Raw genomic sequence first — 19,507 nt, 5'->3', positions numbered from 1 at the left:
CGATTCAGGGCCCGCGCTTCCGTCACCACACGACTCAAGCGGACCCGGACCGAAGGTGCGATCATGACAGCGATCGAGGTAGACGGACTCACGAAATCCTACGGTGACGTCGTCGCGGTCGACGACCTCTCGATCGACGTCGCGGACGGCGAGATATTCGGGCTGCTCGGCCCCAACGGCGCCGGGAAGTCGACGCTGATCAACGTGCTCTGTACGCTGCTCGACCCGACCGACGGAACCGCCAGGGTAGCGGGCCATGACGTCCGCTCGGCGGCCGACGCCGTGCGCTCGTCGATCGGCGTCGTGTTTCAAGAGCCCGCGCTCGACGAGGAACTCACCGGCGAGGAGAACCTGTCGTTTCACGGACGGCTGTACGGGATGGGCGGGGCGACGCTGCAAGACCGGATGGACGAGGTGCTCGAACTGGTCGACCTCGGCGATCGGCGCGACGAGCGCGTCGGCGGCTACTCCGGCGGGATGGCGCGCCGGCTGGAACTGGCACGAGGAATGTTGCACCGACCGGAAGTCCTGTTTCTCGACGAGCCGACGGTCGGACTCGACGCCCGGACGCGCCGTGACACCCGCGACTACGTCCGGCGGCTCAACGAGGAGACCGGCGCGACGATCGTGCTGACCACCCACTACATGGACGAGGCCGACGCGCTCTGTGACCGCGTCGCGATCGTCGACGACGGCGACATCGTCGCGCTCGACGCACCCGAGGCGCTCAAGTCCTCGCTGGGCGGCGACGTCGTGACCCTCGACGTCGAGGGGTCGGTCGCGCCGCTCCGACCTCGACTGGACGACCAGCCGTGGGTGAGCGAGTACGCGACCACCGACGCGGGCGTCCGCGTCACCGTCGAGCACGGCCGCGCGCACGTCGCGGATCTCGTACGACTGGCCGACGACGCCGGCGTGCCGATCTCCGGCGTCGACGTTCGGAAGCCGAACCTCGAAACGGTGTTCCTGTCGCTCACCGGGTCGACGCTCGAAGAACGGGAGTCCGGCGCGTCGGCGCCCGCCGACGCGTCAGCCGGCGGAACGCGGCGCGCCGACGACGCCGAACCACAGGCCGACGCCGGAACGGCGGGTGGTGACCGATGAACCTCGTCGATCCCCGGAGCATCTACGCGCTCTGGCTGCGCGACGTCAAGCGCTTCCTCCGGGCGCCCTCGCGAATCGTCGGCTCGATCGCGATGCCGCTGCTCTTCTTGGTGTTCCTTGGCTTTGGCTTCAGCGGCGCGGCGATCCCCGGACTGCCCGAGGGCGTCGACTATCTTCAGTATCTGGTCCCCGGAATGGTCGGGTTCACGATGCTGTTCGGCGCCTCCTTCGCCGGCATGTCGATCCTCTCGGATCAGGACGTGGGGTTCCTCAAGGAGATCCTAGTCGCGCCGGTGAGTCGCACCTCGATCGTCCTCGGTCGGATCGCCGGCGGCTCGACCACGGCGCTCGTGCAGGCCGGACTGATCTTGCTCATCTCGATCCCGCTGGGGTTCCGAGTCGACAGCGCGCTCGGCGTCCCGCTCGCGGCCGTCTTCCTCCTGTTGATCGCGATCACGTTCGTCGGCTTCGGGATCGCGCTGGCCTCCCAGTTCCGCGACAGCGAGGGGTTCGGCCTCGTCATCCAGTTCGTCATCTTCCCGCTGTTCTTCCTCTCGGGCGCGATCTACCCCGTCGAGAGCCTGCCCAGCGCGATCCAGACGCTCGCGTTCGTCAACCCGCTGACCTACGGCGTCGACGGGCTGCGGGCGGTGCTGGTCGGCACCTCGGCGTACCCGGTTCTCCTCGACTTCGGCGCGCTCGTCGCGTCGTCGATCGTGATGGTCGGCGTCGGCACCTACCTCTTCGAGCGCGTCGAGCCGGTGTAACGCCGGTCACGCCGACTCGTTGCCTTCGCCCTCCTCGCTGTCGGCGGCAGCATCGGCGGCAGCGGCGTCGTCGCCGTTCTCGCCGGCACCGGCGTCGTCGGTCGCATCGGCGTCGGCGTCGTCGTCGGTAGCACCGTCACCGCCGTTTTCGGCAGCGCTCGCATCCGCATCGGCGTCGTCCGGACTCTCACCGTCGGTACCGGCGTCGGCATCGGTTGCAGAATCGTCGCCGCCGCTTGCGCCCGCATCGGCGTCAGCGTCGCCGCTCGCGTCGGCGTCCTCGGCACCGCCAGTAGCACCGTCGTCGCTCGTCCCGGCGTCGGCCGACGCGTCGTCCCCGCCACCATCAGTTCCGTCGGCACCGCCGGGTTCGCCGTCCGAGGGCTCGGCGTCCGCGCCACCGTCGTTCCCGTCGTCTGCCGAACCGCCCGCGGTAGTACTCTCGTTCGCGCTCGCGTCCTCGCCGTCCGCGGTCGCATCGGCGTCGGCCGCGGCGTTCGCCGAGGACTGCGCGCTCGCAGACGCCGACGTGTTGACGTTCACGTTGACGTTCGTGTCGCCGCCGGCAGGAGCGCCGCCACCGTCGCCGCCGTCAGTCCCGTCCCCGCCGTCGGCGTCGGAATCGTCGTCACCGCCGGCGTCGTCCGGCTGGTCGTCTCCGCCGTCCTGTTGTTGTTGCTGCTGCTGCTGTTGCTGTTGCTGCTGTTGCTGTTGCTGTTGCTGCTGTTGCTGTTGGCCCTGTTGTTGCTGGATGTCGTACTGCTCGCCGGACGGCGAGAGCGCGCCGGTCGCGAGGCCGAGCATCCCGTCGCCGGTCAGCCGACCGCTGACGGTCCCGACGAGCCTGTCGTCGCGGGGCTGGACGCCGACGATCGCGCCCGAGACGCGGTAGGTCACCGTCTCGCCGGGCTCGACCGTCCCGTTGAGCCGACAAACCTGGCCGGCGCAGTTCACCGTCCCCTCGGCCGTCTCGCTCGCTGGGAGCACCGCACCGAGGACGAGCAGTCGGTACTCGGTCGCGTTGGTCGTCCCGCTCTGGAGCGCCAGCCCGTAGTCGACCTTGTCGTAGTCGATCACCGGGTCGGTGACGTTCTCCGTCGCGGGCGGGAACTCGTCGGCGTCCTGCTGGGCGGCCTGTGGCTGGCCGGTCGATTGCGTGCCGCCGCCCAGCGCGGGGCCGATGCCCGCGCCCGCGGTGGCCGCGATGACGAGAATCGCGACGAGTGTGGTCAGTGCGCCCGCTGCGGCGTAGCGTAGCCGTGGCTCCCCTGGCATACGCGTGAGAACGACCGCTGTGCCTAAACGCGAAGTTTCGCGACGGTTGTCGTTGGCCGCGGCCTGCGTAGGGCTGGCGACCACTCGCGTCCGCATGAGTGTCGCGTACCTAGAGACGGCGCGGTGGTACTACCGGACGAGTGGTGAGACGGGGCCCATCGCCGTCACCGATCGTCGCCGTTCCGAGCCATCAGAGCTGCGAACAGGGCGATTCCGGCGCCGATCAGTCCGGCGGCGAGTTCGACCGGGTGGGTGACGGCCCAGAGCTGGAAACTGCGCTCGCGCGCGCGATCGTCGAACCGACCGTGCGCGCCGTGGTCCGTCTCGTCGTCGACCGGCTCCCAGAGGTTGTGTGCCCGATCGGGGTCGCTCGGCTCGTCGGTCATCTGGGACCCCCATCCGGAGGACGCTAGCTTCCGGTCGAGTCGGCGCGGGATCACGCGGTTCCCCAGGATCGCCTTGACCGTCGAGCGACCGACCCACAGCTCGTCGCGACCGTTCTCGGCCGTCCAGACGATCGCCTCGGCGGCGACTTCGGGCTGGTAGATCGGCGGCACGGGCTGGGCTTCCTTCGGCAGACGATTTTTCACCCAGTCGAACTGGGGCGTGTTGAGCGCCGGCATCTGGACCATCGAGAGCTGGACGTCGCTGTCCCGGTGGATGAGCTCGCTGCGGACCGACTCCGTGAACCCCTGGATCGCGTGCTTGGCGCCGCAGTAGGCCGACTGGAGCGGGATGCCGCGGTAGGCGAGCGCCGAACCGACCTGCACGATCGTCCCCTGGTCGCGGGGCTCCATCCGGTCGAGCGCGGCCTCGGTGCCGTACACGCACCCGAGGTAGGTCACCTCGGTCACCCGCCGAAACTCTTCGGGCTCCATCTCGGTCGCCGGGGAGAACACCGACGTCATCGCGTCGTTCACCCAGACGTCGATCGGTCCGAACGCCTCCTCGACGGCGTCGGCCGCGTCCTCGATCTGCTCGGCGTCGGCGACGTCGGTCGGCACCGCCAGCGCCTCGCCGCCGGCGTCCTCGACGTCCTTTCTCGCGCCGTCGAGTCCGGCCTCGCCGCGCGCGAGGAGGCCGATCCGCGCTCCCTGCTCGGCGAACGCGCGGGCCGTCGCCCGCCCGACGCCGGCCGACGCGCCCGTGACCACGACCACCGTCGAATCGTCAGTTTTGGTTGTATCAGACATTGTTTCTCACACGATGTACTCCTGCCAGAACCCGTACTGATCCCTGACCTGCCCTCTCGGGACGCTCAGGAGGACCAGTAGCACGCCGGCGACGACGCCGCTCCACGTCGCGAGCGTCGGCGCGCCGAACAGCCACGGCGCCACGGCCGCCCACGCGCCGAGCGGGACGTTGACGAACCGCAGTGCCCGCGCCGGCTCGGCCGTCGCGATCACGGCGGTCGAGACGATCAGCGCGCCCGCGAGGTGACTGCTGTCGGCGAGCAGCCCGCCGGTGCCGAACACCGTCGGCGAGAGCATCAGCCAGAAGCCGACCGCCATCGAGACGAGCAGGTACCACGGGATCGAGACGCCCCAGAACATCCCCGCGGGGCGGTTCCGCTCTCCGCGAGTATCGCCGTCCAGCCCGGCGTCGTCCTCGGAGAGGTACCCACCCATCCAGAAGGCGTGCCACAGCGACGCGCCCTCGTCGGTGCGCCGGTCGAGCAACTGGACCATCGCGACGACCTCGTCGAAGGTGAGCGAGATCATCCACAGCATTCCAAAGGCCGACAGCAGACAGAGGGTACACCACGTCCCGACGAGCACCGGCTGGGTGATGACCAAAAGCACCTGGACAAACCCCAGCGGGATCACGACGATGCCGAAGAACGTCACCATCCACGGCATCGTCCGCCAGCGGCTCCGGCCGCCCATAAAGCCCATCAGCGCCTCGATCGCGTACGCGACGGCGCCCAGCCCGGCGTCGGAGACGGGGAACGCCGCCGACACCCGCGAGTCGAGGATCTGCTCGGTGCCGTTTCGGAAGAAGGGGTCCCACACGGCGTCGATGTAGCCCAGCTGGTAGGCCGCCATGTACTGCGAGGCGAAGAAGCCGAACATGCCCAGCGCGATCAGCGGGAACCGCTGGGCCGCCGTCGAGGGGTTGTACGACCAGCCCTCGGGCACCGCGGCCCCGTCCATCCGCATGCGCATCATGATGATGATCGAGAACATGATCACCAGGATGCCCACGAGCGTGTCGTTGAGGTAGGCCGCGGCCGTCGGCGCGTGAAAGACCAGCGGCGCCAGCAGCAGCCAGACGCCGACGCCGCCGCTGGCGTACGACGCCCACGGGTTTTTCTGCCACACGGTCACGACGCCCAGCGCGACGAGCACCAGCCCCGTCACCACGTCGCTCCACGCCATCAGCGCGCTCTCGTACCCGTGGGCCGTCGGGGCGAACACGAGCCAGATGCCGAGCGAGATGATGCCGTACTGGATCCACAGCTCCTTCAGCGGGTGATTCAGCATCATCTCGCCGGGTTCTTGCATGCCTTCGCTGTCGTCCTGATTGTCGGTGTCCTGAGTCTGGGTGCTGTCAGCCATCCTGATCCCCCGATTGTGAAGCTGCCGCGTCTTCGAGCGCGAGCGCACCGTTGATCAGCCCGATCTGGCTGAACGCCTGCGGGAAGTTCCCCAGTAGCTCGCCCGTCTCGCGGTCGATCTCCTCCGAGAGCAAGCCGAGCGGGCTGACGAACTCGCAGACGTCCTCGAACAGGTCGCGAGCCTCGTCGTCGCGGCCCGCCAGCGCGAGCGCGTTGACCAGCCAGAACGAGCAGACGACGAACGCGCCCTCCTCGCCGGGGAGCCCGTCGTCGCCCTCGAAGCGGTCGACCAGTCCGTCGTCGGTCGTCAGCCGATCGCTGACGGCGTCGATGGTCCCTTGGACCCGCTTGTCATCGGGCGGGAGGAAGCCGACCATCGGAATGCGCAGCGTCGCGGCGTCGAGCTGCTCGTCGGCCTCGAACGAGCGGACGAAGCTGTCGAGCTCGTCGCTGTACCCCCGGTCGAGGACGGTCTCCTCGATCTCCCTGCGAACGTCGCGCCAGCGCTCGACCGGCCCCTCGTAGTCGGTCTCGTCGGCGAGTCGGAGCGCCCGGTCGATCGCCGCCCAGCACATCACCTTCGAGTAGACGAAGTGCTGCGGATCGTCGCGGATCTCCCAGATCCCGACGTCGGGTTGCTCCCACGCCCCGCAGACGTAGTCGACGATGTCGCGGATCGCTGCCCACGCCCGGTCGGTGATCTCGGCGCCGTACCGCGTCGTCTCGTGGACGCCGACGATCAACTCGCCGTACACGTCGAGCTGGCGCTGCTCGTGAGCGGCGTTGCCGACCCGGACCGGCGCCGAGTCCCGGTAGCCAGAGAGATGATCGAGCGTCCGCTCGGGCAGGTCGTCGTGGCCGTGGAGGCCGTAGACGGGCTGAATCTCGGCGGGCGGGCCGCTCGAACAGTGCGAGAGACAGAGCTCGAAGTAGTCTTTCGCCTCCTCGACGTGGCCGAGTTCGGCCAGCGCCTGGACGGTAAAGGCCGAGTCGCGGATCCAGTTGTACCGGTAGTCCCAGTTCCGGACGCCGCCGATCTCCTCGGGCAGCGAGGTCGTCGACGCGGCGCAGATCGCCCCCGTGTCGGCGTGGATCAGCAGCTTGAGCGCCAGCGCCGACCGAACAGCGAGGTCGTGGTGCGGGCCGCCGATCGGACACGTCCCGTCGTCGGGACACTCGTGGGCCCAGTCCTGCCAGTACTCGACGACGTCGTCGAGCGTCCGCCGGTGCTCGGCCGGTCGATCGGGGAGCTCGCGGTCGTAGCCGAGGACGAGCCAGCGCGTCTCGCCGGCCGCCAGCGTCAGCGCGGCGCCGGCGCCGTCCTTCCCCATCGTGGGCGAAGCATCGTCATCACTGCCCTCGTCGACGTCGAACTCGACCGAACTCGTGAGAAACGCCGACTCGTCGTCGCCCCGCGCGACGACGCCGTGGCTCGATCGCTCGACGGTCGGCGCCGTCTGCGCGTAGTCGAAGCGGGGCTCGAAGCGGACGTTCAGTTCCACCGGCCCGTCCTCGCACTCTACTTTCCGATACAACGCCCGGTGAGCGTCCCCGGCGCCGCCCGCTGCCCTCGGAACCGGCATGAAGTCGGTCACCGTCGCCCGCCCGGACGCCGTCTCGAAGCGCGTCTGCAGGACGTTCGTCCGATCGAGGTATCGCTGGCTCGCCTCGAACGGCCGGGCGGGCGTGACGCCGAAGTGTCCGCCGCGCTCGGTGTCGAGCAGGCGGGCGAACAGGCTCGGCGACTCGACGTGCGGGAAACAACACCAGTCGACCGACCCGTCGCGGCCGATCAGCGCGACCGTCTCCAGGTTTCCGACAACGCCGTACTCCGCGATCGGCCTGTACTTCTCGTCGCCCGATCGATCGGCGCTTTCGTCCGGTGAGGTCGATGGATGCATGCTGAGAGGCCCGCAAGTGATGCGGCGAGCGCGGCGTTACGTGAGGTCTATCACGAATCCGGTGTTCAACCTAGGGGTGATCGGCGACCGGGAGCGACGGGAGATCGAGATCCACTCGGCGGAGTAGCTGCGCGTTGATCGCTACGATGACGGTGCTGAGCGACATCAACAGCGCGCCGACCGCGGGCGACAGGAGAACGCCGATCGGCGCGAGCACGCCCGCCGCGAGCGGAATCGCGAACACGTTGTACCCCGCGGCCCAGACGATGTTCTCCTGCATCTTCCGGTAGCTCGCGGCGCTCAGTTTCACGAGGCGGACGACGTCCATCGGGTTGTTCTGGACGAGGATCACGTCGGCCGACTGCACGGCGACGTCGGTCCCGCTGCCGATGGCGATGCCGACGTCCGCGCGGGTTAGCGCGGGCGCATCGTTGACGCCGTCGCCGACCATTCCCACGAGTTTGCCCTGCCCCTGTAACTCCCGAATCTTCGTGTCCTTGTCCTCGGGCAGCACCTCGGCGAAGACGGTGTCGATGCCGAGCTCGGCGGCGACGGCACCGGCGACGTCTTCGGAGTCGCCGGTCAGCATCGCCACCTCGACGCCGAGGTCGTGGAGCGCGTCGACGACCCGGTAGCTCTCCTCGCGGATCACGTCCGCCAGCGCGACGGCGGCGACGATCTCCCCTCCACGGACGAGATACACGACGGTCCGCGCGTTCTCGCCCGCCTCGTCGGCGAACGCCCGCAAGTCGTCGGCGACCGCGGCGTCGAGGTGGTCCAGCAGGTTCGGACCGCCGACGTACACGTCGTCGCTATCGTCCGACGATCCTCCGGCGAAACCGGAGACGTCGACGGTCGCGCGAACGCCCCGGCCTTTCATCGCCTCGAAGCCGGTCGCGTCGGGCGCGTCGATCCCGCGATCGTCGGCCGCCTCGCGGATGGCCCGCGCGATCATGTGCTCGGAGTCGCTCTCGACGGCCGCCGCGAGCGCCAGCGCCTCGTCCTCGTCGACGCCGCGCTCGGTCTCGACGCCGACGACGCCGTGCTCGCCCTCGGTGAGCGTGCCGGTCTTGTCGAAGACGATCGTGTCCAGATCGCGCGCCGCCTCCATCGCGATGCGGTCGCGGACGAGCATCCCGTTGCGCGCCGCGAGCGAGGTGTTGATCGCGACGACGAGCGGGATCGCCAGCCCGAGCGCGTGCGGGCAGGCGATGACCAGTACCGTGACGACGCGCTCGATCACCGCCGCGTCGAACGACACGGCGACGGTCCAGCCGATGCCCGTCACGACCGCCGCAGCCAGCGCGACGTAAAAGAGCCACCCCGCCGCCCGATCCGCGAGCACTTGCGTCTTCGACTCGCTGCTCTGGGCTTCCTCGACCAGCCGCATGATCCCCGCCAGCGTCGTCTCCTCGCCGGTGGCGTCGACGCGGACGCGGAGACTGCCGTCACCGTTGATCGTTCCGCCGATCACCTCGTCGCCGGGCACCTTCGAGACGGGACGGGACTCGCCGGTGATCATCGACTCGTCGACCGACGAGTCGCCCTCCTCGACGACGCCGTCCGCGGGGACGCTCGCGCCCGGACGCACGAGGACGAGATCGCCCTCCGAGAGATCGCTCACCGGCACGTCCTCGATATCACCCTCGTCCTCGGAGATGCGCTCGGCCGTGTCGGGCACGAGCCTCGCCAGTTCGTCGAGCGCGCTCGACGCCCGGCGGACCGAACGCATCTCGATCCAGTGACCCAGCAGCATGATGTCGATGAGCGTCACCAGCTCCCAGAAGAACGCCGACTCCGTCGGGAACGCGACGCTCGCCAGGCTGTAGACGAAAGCGACGGTGATCGCCATCGAGATGAGCGTCATCATCCCCGGCGACCGATCCCTGAGTTCGGGGGCGGCCATCCGGAGGAACGGGACGCCGCCGTACGCGAAGACGACGACGGCGAAGACGGGGGTGATCCACTCGCTGCCCGGAAACGCCGGGACGGAGAACCCGAGCCATCGCTGAAGCGTCTCGCTGTACAGCAACACCGGGATCGAGAGCAGCGTCGACACGAAAAAGCGTCGCCGGAACATCCGCTCGTGACCCTCGTGCATCCTGCCGTGGTCGTCGCCGTTGCCCCGTCCGTCGTGGTCCGCACCGCGGGCCTGGTGCGCCCCGGCGCTATCGTGATGCCCCTGGATCTCGCTGTCGGCGTCGCCCGCGTCTTCGGTGCGTTCTTCGAGCGTCGACCGTTCAGTCGGCGGTTCGTCGCTCGCTCCGTCATCTCGGCGAGATTCGTCCCGCTCGTTCGAGGCGTGATCGTGGTCGTCCATCGACGCTCTGTGAACGGTTCGACGGCGCTGGTCATTGCTCTGGGGGCCGGGAGACGCCGCGCGTCGGGGCGATGGGCAGGGGGTAGTGGGATCACTCCCCGGAAATTTCGAGGATCCAAAAGAATCGCGCGTCGAAAACGAGGGGATCGAAGGAGCAACTGCATTGAACGGCGAGCGCGTACGTTCAGACGAGGTCGACAACCGGAGGTACACTCATGGCAACAAACAGGAATGACAGTTCGCTCGTCGCGATCCTCCTCGTCCTCGCCGCGCTGGTCGTCTTCCCCATGATCGTCATGGGAGGCGGCATGATGGGGTTCGGCTCGATGATGGGCGCGTGGGAGCACGGAATGTGGGGCGGCGGAGCGATGCCGGGCTGGATGCTGCTGGTCGGCGTGCTGATGCAGCTGCTGTTCCTCGCGGCGATCGTCGGCGCCGGCTACCTGCTGTATCGAGCGGTCGCCGGCTCGGACGATGACGCCGACCGAGCGCTCGAAGAACTTCGGGTCGCGTACGCCCGCGGCGAGCTGACCGACGAGGAGTACGAACAGCGCCGGGACGCGCTGGAACGGGATCGCTGACTCACGCACTGATCTACAAAAGATGTCCGGCACCTCAACGAGGGGATGCGACGACTCGCTACCGCGGTGGCTCGAGCAGTACCGGGTGTACGCGCTCTATGGACTCGCCGTCGGAACGATACTCTGCCTGCTCGCGCTGTTCACGAACCCGATCCCGGATCCGTCGTTTCCGGCGATGACGCTCCCGCCGTCGCTGCGGCTGCTGGTTCGACAGCCGCGAATCGAACACTGGCCCGTCACGTACACGGTCGGCATCTGGCTGTGGATCGGCGGCTTCCCGGCGCTGTTTCTGACCGGCTATCTGAAGTACGGCGCCGCAGGTCGGCGCCGGCACGCACTGTGGCTCGGCGGCGCGCCGGCGGCGGCGATGCTCGGCTGGACGACGTACTGTCGGTTCTTCTGGCCGAAGCTCCATCCGCCGACGTGGAACGCACCATCCTACACGGTCGCGTGCTGGGGCTACTGCTCGACGTACGATCCGATCTGGAGCAATCTCGCCTACGCGATCGCGCTGCTCGGGGTCGCCGCGACCGTCGCCGCGGATCGGCGCCGGCGCGGCGCGCCCCACGCGCTCGTCGCCTTCGGGGCGCTCGCGCTGCCGCTCGGGCTCCCCGCACTCTACGAAGGATTTCGACGATCGACGCGGTGAGGGACCGCGAAGCGTACGACGCGGAGTGACGGACCGTCGCGAGCGTGCCGATCGCGCGGTCGTCGTTCCTACCGCGCAAGAATGGTCGACGGAGCGTTTACGTCGTTCTGCGAGCGAGGAGATGATGACACGACATCGGACGCGGCGACGGTTCCTCCGCGCCGGCGCCACAGTCGGGCTCATCGGCGTCACGGGCTGTCTCGGCATCAGCGACAGCACCCAGCAGGACGCCGACGTCGCGATTCCAGCTGCGAACGCCCGCCAGTACAGCGCGCCCGGCTGCGGGTGCTGCGGGAACTACGCCGAGTACCTCCGCGACGCGCTCGACGGCGATCTTGCGGAGACCGTTTCGGAGGACGTCGACGCCGTCAAGCGCGAGCACGGGATCCCCGATCGGCTCCGGAGCTGTCACACGCTCGTCGTCGACGAATACGTCGTCGAGGGACACGTCCCCGCGGAGACGATCGCGACCCTGATCGAGGAGCGACCGTCGATAGACGGCATCGCGCTCCCGGGGATGCCCGCAGGCTCGCCGGGAATGGGTGGCGAAAAAAGCGAGCCGTTCGTCGTGTACGCGTTCGGCGGCGATCGCATCGACGAAGTCTTCGAGACCGTGTAGATCAGCGCCTCAGCCGAGGATGTATCGCATCCAGGGGTACTTCTCGATGAATGGCTGGCCCCCGACGTCGTACTGCTCGATGTAGGCGTCCAGCCCGAGGATGCGCCCGGCGCCGAACGCGGCGACCGCGAGGAACGTGAGCATGTACGCGAAGTCGCCGTTGATGAACCCGTGGGCCATGTCCCAGTTGCCAAGGTAGAACATGAGCATCATGAACGCGCCCCAGAACGCCGCCAGGCGCGTCAGGGCGCCGAAGATCAGGCCGAGCCCGATCAGCACCTCGCCCCACGGCACCGCGATGTCGACGAAGCTGACGAACAGGTCGGAACTGCCCATCGCCTCGAAGAGGCCGGCGACGGGACTGCCGTTCGCCGCCGGCGCGTTGTTCAGGTAGCCCGCGGCGCCGAACTCGCCGAGCACCTTGTCGAATCCGCTCTGGAAGAACGCGATGCCCATCATCAATCGAAGCGCCAGGATGAACCAGACGCTCAGGGTGTGAAGTTTGCCGGTCGCGGTGAATCCGCCGATCGTGCTGGTAAGTTCGACCTCCTGTGAGGACATGATGATTCGGGTTTCACAGAGATATTTGTTAAAGATTCCCCCCGGGCCCCGAATAGGTTCGGCAGGAGCTACTCCCGACTGAAGCGGCTGGCTACCCGTATGGCATCGGCATCGGGGCGTCGGGGGGAGTTCTGTACGGCCACGCATCCGGACCACTGCGTCGACCGCGGTCCGGGGCGATACCTGGCCGCGATCTACTGGGTCGTTGGCGGGGCGGATCGTCGGGCCCGACCGGGAGCGATCGGCGACCGCCTCGGCGTCGAACCGGCGAGCGTGACCGAGATGTTCGTCCGACTCGACGACGCCGGGCTGGCCGACTACGAGAAGCAGCGGGGCGTCGAACTGACCGAGCGGGGCGGGACCGTCGCCCGCGAACTCGCGTGGCGCCAGTGCGCCGTCAGGGCGTTCTTCGGGGCGCGGCTGGACGCCGAACTCGACGCCGGCACGGCGTATCGCATCGGCTACACGCTGCCCGAGCAGGGCATCGAGCGGCTGTCAGAACTCGTCGGCCACCCCGTCGAGAAAGCGTGCTGCGGGTCCGGAGCGGACGGTGATTGCTTCTTCGGTGTTCGATCCGCATTCGACGCCGCCGACCCGTAACGAGAATACAGACACCCGAACGGCGACCAGTCGATAGAGACGAGCGCCCGTTCGTTCGCTCCACGAACGGTACTCGCCGAGTCAGTCACACCCCCGCGAGTTTACTCTGCGCTCCCGTATCCTCGACACAGAGATGAACGTCCTTGTCCCGATGGACTACTCGGAGCTATCGAACGAAGCGCTACGCACCACGCTCTCGCTGCATCCGGACGCCGACATCACGGTCCTGCACGTCCTCGACTGGCACGCGAGCGACATCGGTCCCGGCGGGTGGGGCGACTCGCCCGGCACCTTCGACGAGTGGCTGGAATCGGCCCGAGAGCACGCGGAGGAACTCTTCGAGGACGCCCGTGAGATCGCCGCGGAGCACGATGCGGAGATCGACACGGACACTGCAGTCGGCGAGGACGCTCGAAAGATCGTCGAGTACGTGGAAAACAACGATGTCGATATGGTCATCATTGGCAGCCACGGCCGTTCGCTGACCAGCCGGGTCCTCCTCGGCAGCACCTCCGAGACGGTCGCGCGTCGAGCGCCGGTACCGGTGTTGCTCGTGCGCTGAGTCGCCCGACGGCGAGCCCCGTCCCGACCGGACGCGTCCGATGACGGCCTTTCATGTCACCACGGATCGTACTCCGGATACGGTGAACGCGTCGACCGATCGATCGAGCAGGCGTCGGTCGCTCCGCTCGATCGTCCGGATCGCCGTCGCGGCCGTGACCTTCCTGTTCGCCGTGCAGTTGCTGAGCGAGGCGTTACGTTCACCACGGCCGTCTCGGCCGGTCCGGCGCCCCCGCGACCACCGGGCGGCCACCGCCGGTGGCACACGAATTCCCTTTGTGGCCGCCGTAGATGATCCACGTAGTGTCCAGCGTATCACGGCCCGGCGTCGAGCAGGGATCGCCGCACCACCGCTCGACCGACCGCGTTCTCGACGATCTGGACAGTCGACGGGACGGGCTGTCGACCGCGGAGGCGACGAGACGGCTCGAAGTCCACGGCGAGAACGACATCGTCCGTGGCGAACGTCGGTCCCCGCTCGACATCTTCGTCGCGCAGTTCGACAGCGCGCTCATCTGGGTGCTCCTCGGGGCGGCCGCGCTCTCGATCTGGGCGGGACACGCCGTCGACGCGGTCCTGATCGTGACGATCGTCGTCGCGAACGGGGCCTTCGGCTTTCTGCAGGACTACCGGGCGGAGCAGAGCCTCGAGTCCCTTCGGGAGCTGGCAGAACCGACCGCGACCGTCCTGCGGGACGGCGAACGGATCGACGTCGACGCGACGGCGGTCGTCCCCGGCGACGTTCTGGTTCTCGAGAGCGGCGACGTCGTTCCGGCGGACGCGCGGGTGCTCGAGGCGACCGACCTCGACGTCGACGAGGCCGCGCTCACCGGCGAGAGCCTGCCGGTCTCCAAGCGGCCGGCGCCGGTGAGCGCCGACGCACCGCTCGCAGAGCGATCGAGTATGGTGTACAACGGGACGAACGTCGCGCGCGGCAAGGGCGTCGCCGTCGTCACCGGGACGGGAATGGACACCGAAGTCGGGTCGATCGCACGGGAACTCGCGGCCACCGAGGAGATGGAGACGCCGCTCCAGCGGGAACTCGACGACCTCGGGCGGGTACTCGGAATCGGCGTGCTCGCGCTGGCGGCGCTGGTCGCGCCGTTTTTGGTCCTCCGCGGGACGCCCGCGGTCCAGGCCGGGCTGACTGCAGTGTCGCTGGCCGTCGCGGCGGTCCCGGAGGGGCTACCGGCCGTGGTGACGCTGACGCTCGCGCTGGGAGTCAGGCGCATGGCCGACGAAAACGCGCTGGTCCGCAGCCTCCCGTCGGTCGAGGCGCTGGGGGCCGTCGACGTGATCTGTACCGACAAGACGGGGACGCTCACCGAGGGCGAGATGACGGTTACGCGCCTCTGGGTCGACGACGTCGCCGTCGACGCCGAGGGCAAGGATGCGGCCGAGGCGGTCGACGACGACCGCGTCGAACGTCTACTCCGGATCGGTGCGGTGTGCAACGACGCCACTGCGGACAGCGGCAGCCCGACCGAGCGGGCGCTGGTCGAAGCGGCCGAGCGACGCGGACTCGACGTGCCCCGGCTCCGCGAGGAGCGCCCCCGTACCGACGAAGTGCCGTTCTCCTCGGAGCGAAAGTGGATGGCGACGATCCACGACGAGGAGGCGTATCTGAAGGGCGCCCCCGAGGTGCTCCTCTCGAAGGCCGATCGGATCCTCACTGCCGACGGTCCCGCTCCCCTGACCGACGAGCGGCGCGAACGCGTCGAGGGCGCGGTCGGCGAGTTGGCGGACGACGCGCTCCGGGTGTTAGCGACCGCGTACGCCGACGACGGAGATCCGAACGACGACCTGGTGTTCGTCGGCCTCGCCGGGATGATCGACCCGCCGCGCGAGGAAGTGGCCGAGGCTATCGAGACGACCCGGCAAGCCGGGATCGACGTCAAGATGGTGACCGGCGACAACATCCGGACCGCGAGGGCGATCGCCGAGTCGCTCGACATCGGGACGAGAGTGCTCGAAGGCGCGGAGATCGAGTCGATGGACGGAGCGACGCTGCGCGACCGCGTCGAATCGGTCGACGTCTTCGCTCGCACCTCGCCCGAGCACAAGGTGCGCATCCTGCGGGCGCTCCAGGACCGCGGCCACGACGTCGCGATGACGGGCGACGGCGTCAACGACGCCCCGGCGCTGAAAAATGCCGACGTGGGCGTCGCGATGGGCGTCCGCGGGACCGACGTCGCCAAGCAGTCATCGGACGTCGTCCTGTTGGACGACGACTACGCGACGATCGAACGGGCGATCGAGCGGGGGCGCGCGATCTTCGACAACGTCTGGAAGTTCGTCGCCTACCTGCTGAGCGCGAACGTCGCGGAGGTGGCGCTGGTCTTTCTCGCCTCGCTGTACGGCTACCTCGTCCTCCCGGCCGTGCAGTTGCTGTGGATCAACCTGCTCACCGACGGCCTGCCGGCGCTGGCGCTCGGGACCGATCCCAAGAGCGGCGACGTGATGGACCATCCGCCGCGGGACCCCGACCGGGCGATCGTCGACCGCCCGATGCTCGGCCTGATCGCCGGAACGGGGGCGGTGACGACCGGGGTGATGCTCGGGCTGTTGTTCCTGACGCTCGACGGCGCGGCGGCCGTCACGCCGTACGCGATGACGATGGTGTTCACCGGATTCGTGTTTCTGGAGTTCGAGAAACTGTACGTCATCCGCTGGCTGCGCGAGACGCCGACGCTGTCGAACCCGTGGCTCGCCGCGTCGGTCGCGGCGTCGGTCGCGCTGCAGTTGGCGGTGCTGTACACGCCGTTGCGTCGGTACTTCGGCACCGTCCCGCTCGGGCTCGCGGACTGGGGAATCCTCGCGGCGGTGCTGGCGATCTGTCTCCCCCCGTACTTCGCGGTCGCAACTGTCGTTCGACGGCTGTAAGCAGTGCGCTCCCCCGACGGCTGGTTCGTCGCGAGCGTCCGGCCGAACGACGCTACTGCTCTTCCTCGTACCCGCCGTACTTGAGGAAAAAGTATCCGAGGCCCACGGCGATGGCCAGGGCGCCCATCGTCAGGATGCCGGCGGTCAGCGCCCAGCCGGGAACTGACGGCCCCGTCGGGCCGCCACCGCCGCCGGTCGCTCCGACTTCGATCGTCCCCTCCATCCCGAGGTTCAGGTGCGGATCGCAGTGGAACTCGTAGGTTCCCTCGGCGTCGAACGTGTACTCGTACTCGAACGGGGCGTCCTCGACCGGTTCGTGACCCTCCCACTCCGCGCCGTCGGGCGTGCTGTCGACGTTGATGTTGTGGCTGTCGGTGACCCAGACGAACTGGACCGTCGTCCCCGGTTCGATCGACAGCGGAGTGGTGGTCCCCGGTTCGTACGCGTAGTCGACGAGTTCGACCGTGACGCTCTCCCCGCCGGTCGCGCCGGTTTCGTTGCCATCTGTCTGCGCGCCGGTTTCGTTTCCGTCCGTTTCGTTGCCATCTGTCTGTGCGCCGGCGACCTCCGCCCCCGCGATTCCGACGCTGCCCGCCAGCAGCGCTCGCCGCGTCGTCGACGGTCCGTCGCTCGAAGTCGCCGTGGCGTCGTCCGGTGAATCGGAGCGAGCGCCGCGACGCCCTCCCCGTTCGCGCGTCGAGTTTCGTCGAAGCATCGAGGGATCAGTGTGTCGTCCTGACGACCGACCGCACGATAAGGGGCAGGGGCCCGGACCGCCCTCCCTCTTTACCCGAGCCGTCGTAGTTCACCACGGGATGACGATCGACGAACTCGGGGAGTACGGGATGGAACGCATGGACGACGAGGAGATAGAACGGTTCCTCTCGATGCAGAGCATGGGCGTGCTCGGCCTGCCGACCGAGGACGAGCCGTACCTGATCCCGCTGTCGTACGGATTCGACGGGGGATCGCAGCTCTACTTTTTCTACCTCGTCGGCGAGGAGAGCCGGAAGGCGGACCTGTCCGAACGGGCCGACTCGGCCAGCTTCCTCGTGTACAGCGCCGAGACGGCGTTTCACTGGCGGAGCGTCTTCTTGACGGGGTCGCTCCGAGAGCTCTCGCAGGACGAAGGCGAGACTATGACCGACGACCAGACGCCGACCTGGCGCCCGAAGCTGATCGAGGCGGCCGGCGAGACCGAGCGGACGCGGTTCTGGGAGTTCAGCATCGAGGAAGTGGCCGGGATTAGACACGATGCGCAGCCGCCCGGATACCCGTTCTACCGGCGACCGGAGGGAGACGGATCGGAGTGACGCCAAACGCGCTCGAAGGAGGTGTAAGTCGATCGAACGGTCGGGACGGGGGCTACTCGGCCGTCGCGATCAGGAGGAACGTCTCGGACCGGACGGCCTCGTGTTCGACGTCGAAGCCGCTCTCGCGGAGCGCGGCCGCCGCCTCGTCGGCGGCGTATCGCTCCTCGATCGGCGGTCCGGGGTCGCCGGAACCGGCGGCCGCCCAGTCGACGACGACGAGGCGACCCCCCGGTGCGAGGACGCGGCGAATCTCCGCGAGCGCGTCGTCGCTCGCGAACTCGTGGTACGTCATCGTCGAGACGGCGGCGTCGAGCGTGCCGTCGTCCAGCGGGAGATCGCTCACACCGCTGGTGACCAGTTCGACCGCCTCAGGGACGCCCTTCTCGCGGTAGTAGTCGTGCATCGCCTCTTGGACGTCGACGGCGTAGACGTCCCCCGCGTGCGGAGCGAGGTCGTCGGTGTAGAAGCCGGTGCCGCTGCCGAGGTCGGCGACGGTGTCGTCGTCGCTTAGCGCGACCGCCCACAGCAACTCCTCGGTCGAGAGGAACCGGTATCGGCGCTCGGGGCGCTCCAGCTTCTCCGCTCGCGAGGCGTCGAACGTGTGGTGCCCCACCGTTAGAGCTCCTCGAACGCTTCGTCGACGAGTTCGCCCGTCTCGGCGATGATGTCGCTCATCTCGTCGTCGTCCGGCGCCATGCCGACGAGTCGCGCGATGCGCATGATCGAGACGTGGTAGACGCGTTGCGTACCCGGTTCCTCCTCCCAGACGACGACGTTGCAGGGGAACAGTCCGCCCATCCGCTTGTCGGTCGCGTCGAGTGCGCGGTCGGCCACAGACGGGTTGCACGCGCCCAGGACGTAGTACGGGTCCCTGTCCGCGTCGACCTTCTCGTTGAGCATCTCGGAGGGCGAAAACTCGACGGGGATGCCGAACCCGGCGTCGGTGAACGCTTCGCGGACGTGTTCGATGGCCGCCTCGTGGTCCATCTCCAGAGTCGTCTGCTGGGTTCCGATCTCGTCGGGGTCGATCTGCGTCGGATCGATTGGGAGCGTCATTCGTGTGGAATATTGTGTCGACCAAGAAAAACTCTTTCGTCATCAGGGCGGACAGCCCGTCACCGGTCAGCTTCACGCTGCGCACGGCATCGCGAGGGCGGCGACGCGCTCGAAGTGCGGACGCCGACGTTCGACTCTGAACAACGCCTGACGAACGATCGTCGGCCAGCCGATCAAGGAGGTCGAGGATACGTGCGCTCGGGGCGCGGTGGTCCGGGAGAGCCAGTCGTTGCAATCCGGTCCCAAGCATCGTCGCGTTCGTCCCGCGGCGACCCAATATTGTGGGAATTGTGCAAAACAACTAAGTCGACGCGGTCCATACGAGTGGCCGATGGCCGAGGAGATCGAGGAGATCCGACGACAGAAACTGGAGGAGCTCCGCACCCGAGGAGAAACTGTGGATGCCGACGAATCTGAACGACAGAGCCCGTCCGAGCCGGTCCCGGTCGGCGGAAACGCTGATCTGTCCGAAACCGTCGAGGAGCACGGCGTCGTTCTGGTCGACTTCTACGCCGACTGGTGCGGGCCGTGCCGGATGCTCGAACCGGTCGTCGAAACGATCGCCGCGGAAACCGACGCGACCGTGGCGAAAGTCGACATCGACGCGAACCAGCAGCTCGCCGCCGAGTACAACGTCCGGGGCGTCCCGACGCTGCTCCTGTTTGCCGACGGACAGCCGGTCGAGCGGTTCGTCGGGATGCAAGAGGAAGCGCAGCTCCGCTCGGTGATCGAGAAACACGCGTAAACGACACTCACAGGT

The 19,507-nt window shown here is 68.3% G+C and carries 19 protein-coding genes; 10 read left to right on the top strand and 9 right to left on the bottom strand.

Annotated features, from left to right (window positions below):
- Positions 1-63: 63 nt before the first annotated feature.
- The gene (locus NO931_RS12755; protein ID WP_256392717.1) at positions 64-1,104 is read left to right on the top strand and encodes an ABC transporter ATP-binding protein; all 1,041 of its coding nucleotides are present in this window, start codon (positions 64-66) and stop codon (positions 1,102-1,104) included.
- The gene (locus NO931_RS12750; protein WP_256392716.1) at positions 1,101-1,871 is read left to right on the top strand and encodes an ABC transporter permease; all 771 of its coding nucleotides are present in this window, start codon (positions 1,101-1,103) and stop codon (positions 1,869-1,871) included. Before NO931_RS12755 ends, NO931_RS12750 begins: the two co-directional genes overlap by 4 nt.
- Before the next feature lie 6 nt (positions 1,872-1,877).
- Here the strand turns inward: NO931_RS12750 and NO931_RS12745 are convergent, their stop codons facing one another.
- The 5 genes from NO931_RS12745 to NO931_RS12725 form a co-directional block, all read right to left on the bottom strand.
- Positions 1,878-3,146 (bottom strand): hypothetical protein, encoded by a 1,269-nt coding sequence (locus tag NO931_RS12745; RefSeq protein ID WP_256392715.1) that lies wholly within the window; start codon positions 3,144-3,146, stop codon positions 1,878-1,880.
- 164 nt (positions 3,147-3,310) lie between these two features.
- A complete protein-coding gene (locus NO931_RS12740; RefSeq protein ID WP_256392714.1) occupies positions 3,311-4,339 on the bottom strand; it encodes an SDR family oxidoreductase in 1,029 nt (342 codons plus the stop codon).
- 6 nt (positions 4,340-4,345) lie between these two features.
- Positions 4,346-5,704: a vitamin K epoxide reductase family protein gene (locus NO931_RS12735; RefSeq protein WP_256392713.1), complete on the bottom strand. Its 1,359-nt coding sequence runs from the start codon at positions 5,702-5,704 to the stop codon at positions 4,346-4,348.
- A complete protein-coding gene (locus tag NO931_RS12730) occupies positions 5,697-7,604 on the bottom strand; it encodes a glycoside hydrolase family 15 protein (protein ID WP_256392712.1) in 1,908 nt (635 codons plus the stop codon). The genes NO931_RS12735 and NO931_RS12730 overlap by 8 nt, the downstream gene beginning before the upstream one ends.
- A gap of 70 nt (positions 7,605-7,674) precedes the next feature.
- Entirely contained in the window at positions 7,675-9,705 is a 2,031-nt protein-coding gene (locus tag NO931_RS12725) for a heavy metal translocating P-type ATPase (protein WP_375142065.1), read from the bottom strand.
- 434 nt (positions 9,706-10,139) lie between these two features.
- Here NO931_RS12725 and NO931_RS12720 point away from each other — a divergent pair, with 434 nt between their 5' ends.
- The 3 genes from NO931_RS12720 to NO931_RS12710 all read left to right on the top strand — a co-directional run bounded on the left by NO931_RS12720 (position 10,140) and on the right by NO931_RS12710 (position 11,773).
- Complete coding sequence (locus NO931_RS12720) at positions 10,140-10,505, top strand: SHOCT domain-containing protein (RefSeq protein ID WP_256392710.1); 366 nt, start codon at positions 10,140-10,142, stop codon at positions 10,503-10,505.
- 22 nt (positions 10,506-10,527) lie between these two features.
- A complete protein-coding gene (locus tag NO931_RS12715) occupies positions 10,528-11,154 on the top strand; it encodes a hypothetical protein (protein ID WP_256392709.1) in 627 nt (208 codons plus the stop codon).
- A 121-nt stretch (positions 11,155-11,275) separates the two neighbouring features.
- A complete protein-coding gene (locus NO931_RS12710; protein WP_256392708.1) occupies positions 11,276-11,773 on the top strand; it encodes a DUF411 domain-containing protein in 498 nt (165 codons plus the stop codon).
- Positions 11,774-11,782: 9 nt separating this feature from the next.
- Here the strand turns inward: NO931_RS12710 and NO931_RS12705 are convergent, their stop codons facing one another.
- Positions 11,783-12,334 (bottom strand): DoxX family protein, encoded by a 552-nt coding sequence (locus tag NO931_RS12705; RefSeq protein WP_256392707.1) that lies wholly within the window; start codon positions 12,332-12,334, stop codon positions 11,783-11,785.
- Positions 12,335-12,433: 99 nt separating this feature from the next.
- Between NO931_RS12705 and NO931_RS12700 the strand changes: the two genes are divergently transcribed.
- The 3 genes from NO931_RS12700 (at position 12,434) to NO931_RS12690 (ending at position 16,378) form a co-directional block, all read left to right on the top strand.
- Complete coding sequence (locus NO931_RS12700) at positions 12,434-12,934, top strand: metal-dependent transcriptional regulator (RefSeq protein WP_256392706.1); 501 nt, start codon at positions 12,434-12,436, stop codon at positions 12,932-12,934.
- Between the two features lie 133 nt (positions 12,935-13,067).
- Positions 13,068-13,496: a universal stress protein gene (locus NO931_RS12695; RefSeq protein WP_256392705.1), complete on the top strand. Its 429-nt coding sequence runs from the start codon at positions 13,068-13,070 to the stop codon at positions 13,494-13,496.
- A gap of 302 nt (positions 13,497-13,798) precedes the next feature.
- On the top strand, positions 13,799-16,378 hold the full coding sequence (locus NO931_RS12690) for a cation-translocating P-type ATPase (protein ID WP_256392704.1): 2,580 nt from the start codon (positions 13,799-13,801) through the stop codon (positions 16,376-16,378).
- Positions 16,379-16,430: 52 nt separating this feature from the next.
- Here NO931_RS12690 and NO931_RS12685 read toward each other — a convergent pair whose 3' ends face one another.
- Positions 16,431-17,093: a plastocyanin/azurin family copper-binding protein gene (locus tag NO931_RS12685; protein ID WP_256392703.1), complete on the bottom strand. Its 663-nt coding sequence runs from the start codon at positions 17,091-17,093 to the stop codon at positions 16,431-16,433.
- Positions 17,094-17,193: 100 nt separating this feature from the next.
- Here NO931_RS12685 and NO931_RS12680 point away from each other — a divergent pair, with 100 nt between their 5' ends.
- On the top strand, positions 17,194-17,691 hold the full coding sequence (locus tag NO931_RS12680; RefSeq protein ID WP_256392702.1) for a pyridoxamine 5'-phosphate oxidase family protein: 498 nt from the start codon (positions 17,194-17,196) through the stop codon (positions 17,689-17,691).
- A gap of 52 nt (positions 17,692-17,743) precedes the next feature.
- On the opposite strand, the gene NO931_RS12675 is transcribed toward NO931_RS12680, so the two are convergent.
- Positions 17,744-18,304: a class I SAM-dependent methyltransferase gene (locus NO931_RS12675; protein WP_256392701.1), complete on the bottom strand. Its 561-nt coding sequence runs from the start codon at positions 18,302-18,304 to the stop codon at positions 17,744-17,746.
- Positions 18,305-18,306: 2 nt separating this feature from the next.
- Positions 18,307-18,747, bottom strand: coding sequence for a DUF302 domain-containing protein (locus tag NO931_RS12670; RefSeq protein WP_256392700.1), 441 nt, complete (start codon positions 18,745-18,747; stop codon positions 18,307-18,309).
- Between the two features lie 331 nt (positions 18,748-19,078).
- On the opposite strand from NO931_RS12670, the gene trxA reads away from it, so the two are divergent.
- A complete protein-coding gene (trxA, locus tag NO931_RS12665; RefSeq protein WP_256392699.1) occupies positions 19,079-19,492 on the top strand; it encodes a thioredoxin in 414 nt (137 codons plus the stop codon).
- Positions 19,493-19,507: the final 15 nt, after the last annotated feature.

Source organism: Natronoarchaeum rubrum (assembly GCF_024494695.1).
The sequence above is the reverse complement of the archived record's forward strand: the minus strand, read 5'-3'. Positions and strand labels throughout refer to the sequence as shown.

Bases quoted from the DNA above. Each gene is read 5' to 3' on its own strand.
- NO931_RS12680 (WP_256392702.1), top strand. From the start codon at position 17,194: ATGACGATCGACGAACTCGGGGAGTACGGGATGGAACGCATGGACGAC.
- NO931_RS12715 (WP_256392709.1), top strand. From the start codon at position 10,528: ATGTCCGGCACCTCAACGAGGGGATGCGACGACTCGCTACCGCGGTGG.
- NO931_RS12700 (WP_256392706.1), top strand. From the start codon at position 12,434: ATGGCATCGGCATCGGGGCGTCGGGGGGAGTTCTGTACGGCCACGCAT.
- trxA (WP_256392699.1), top strand. From the start codon at position 19,079: ATGGCCGAGGAGATCGAGGAGATCCGACGACAGAAACTGGAGGAGCTC.
- NO931_RS12695 (WP_256392705.1), top strand. From the start codon at position 13,068: ATGAACGTCCTTGTCCCGATGGACTACTCGGAGCTATCGAACGAAGCG.
- NO931_RS12740 (WP_256392714.1), bottom strand. From the start codon at position 4,339: ATGTCTGATACAACCAAAACTGACGATTCGACGGTGGTCGTGGTCACG.
- NO931_RS12735 (WP_256392713.1), bottom strand. From the start codon at position 5,704: ATGGCTGACAGCACCCAGACTCAGGACACCGACAATCAGGACGACAGC.
- NO931_RS12710 (WP_256392708.1), top strand. From the start codon at position 11,276: ATGATGACACGACATCGGACGCGGCGACGGTTCCTCCGCGCCGGCGCC.
- NO931_RS12720 (WP_256392710.1), top strand. From the start codon at position 10,140: ATGGCAACAAACAGGAATGACAGTTCGCTCGTCGCGATCCTCCTCGTC.
- NO931_RS12755 (WP_256392717.1), top strand. From the start codon at position 64: ATGACAGCGATCGAGGTAGACGGACTCACGAAATCCTACGGTGACGTC.
- NO931_RS12670 (WP_256392700.1), bottom strand. From the start codon at position 18,747: ATGACGCTCCCAATCGATCCGACGCAGATCGACCCCGACGAGATCGGA.
- NO931_RS12705 (WP_256392707.1), bottom strand. From the start codon at position 12,334: ATGTCCTCACAGGAGGTCGAACTTACCAGCACGATCGGCGGATTCACC.
- NO931_RS12730 (WP_256392712.1), bottom strand. From the start codon at position 7,604: ATGCATCCATCGACCTCACCGGACGAAAGCGCCGATCGATCGGGCGAC.
- NO931_RS12685 (WP_256392703.1), bottom strand. From the start codon at position 17,093: ATGCTTCGACGAAACTCGACGCGCGAACGGGGAGGGCGTCGCGGCGCT.
- NO931_RS12725 (WP_375142065.1), bottom strand. From the start codon at position 9,705: ATGCACGAGGGTCACGAGCGGATGTTCCGGCGACGCTTTTTCGTGTCG.
- NO931_RS12750 (WP_256392716.1), top strand. From the start codon at position 1,101: ATGAACCTCGTCGATCCCCGGAGCATCTACGCGCTCTGGCTGCGCGAC.
- NO931_RS12745 (WP_256392715.1), bottom strand. From the start codon at position 3,146: ATGCCAGGGGAGCCACGGCTACGCTACGCCGCAGCGGGCGCACTGACC.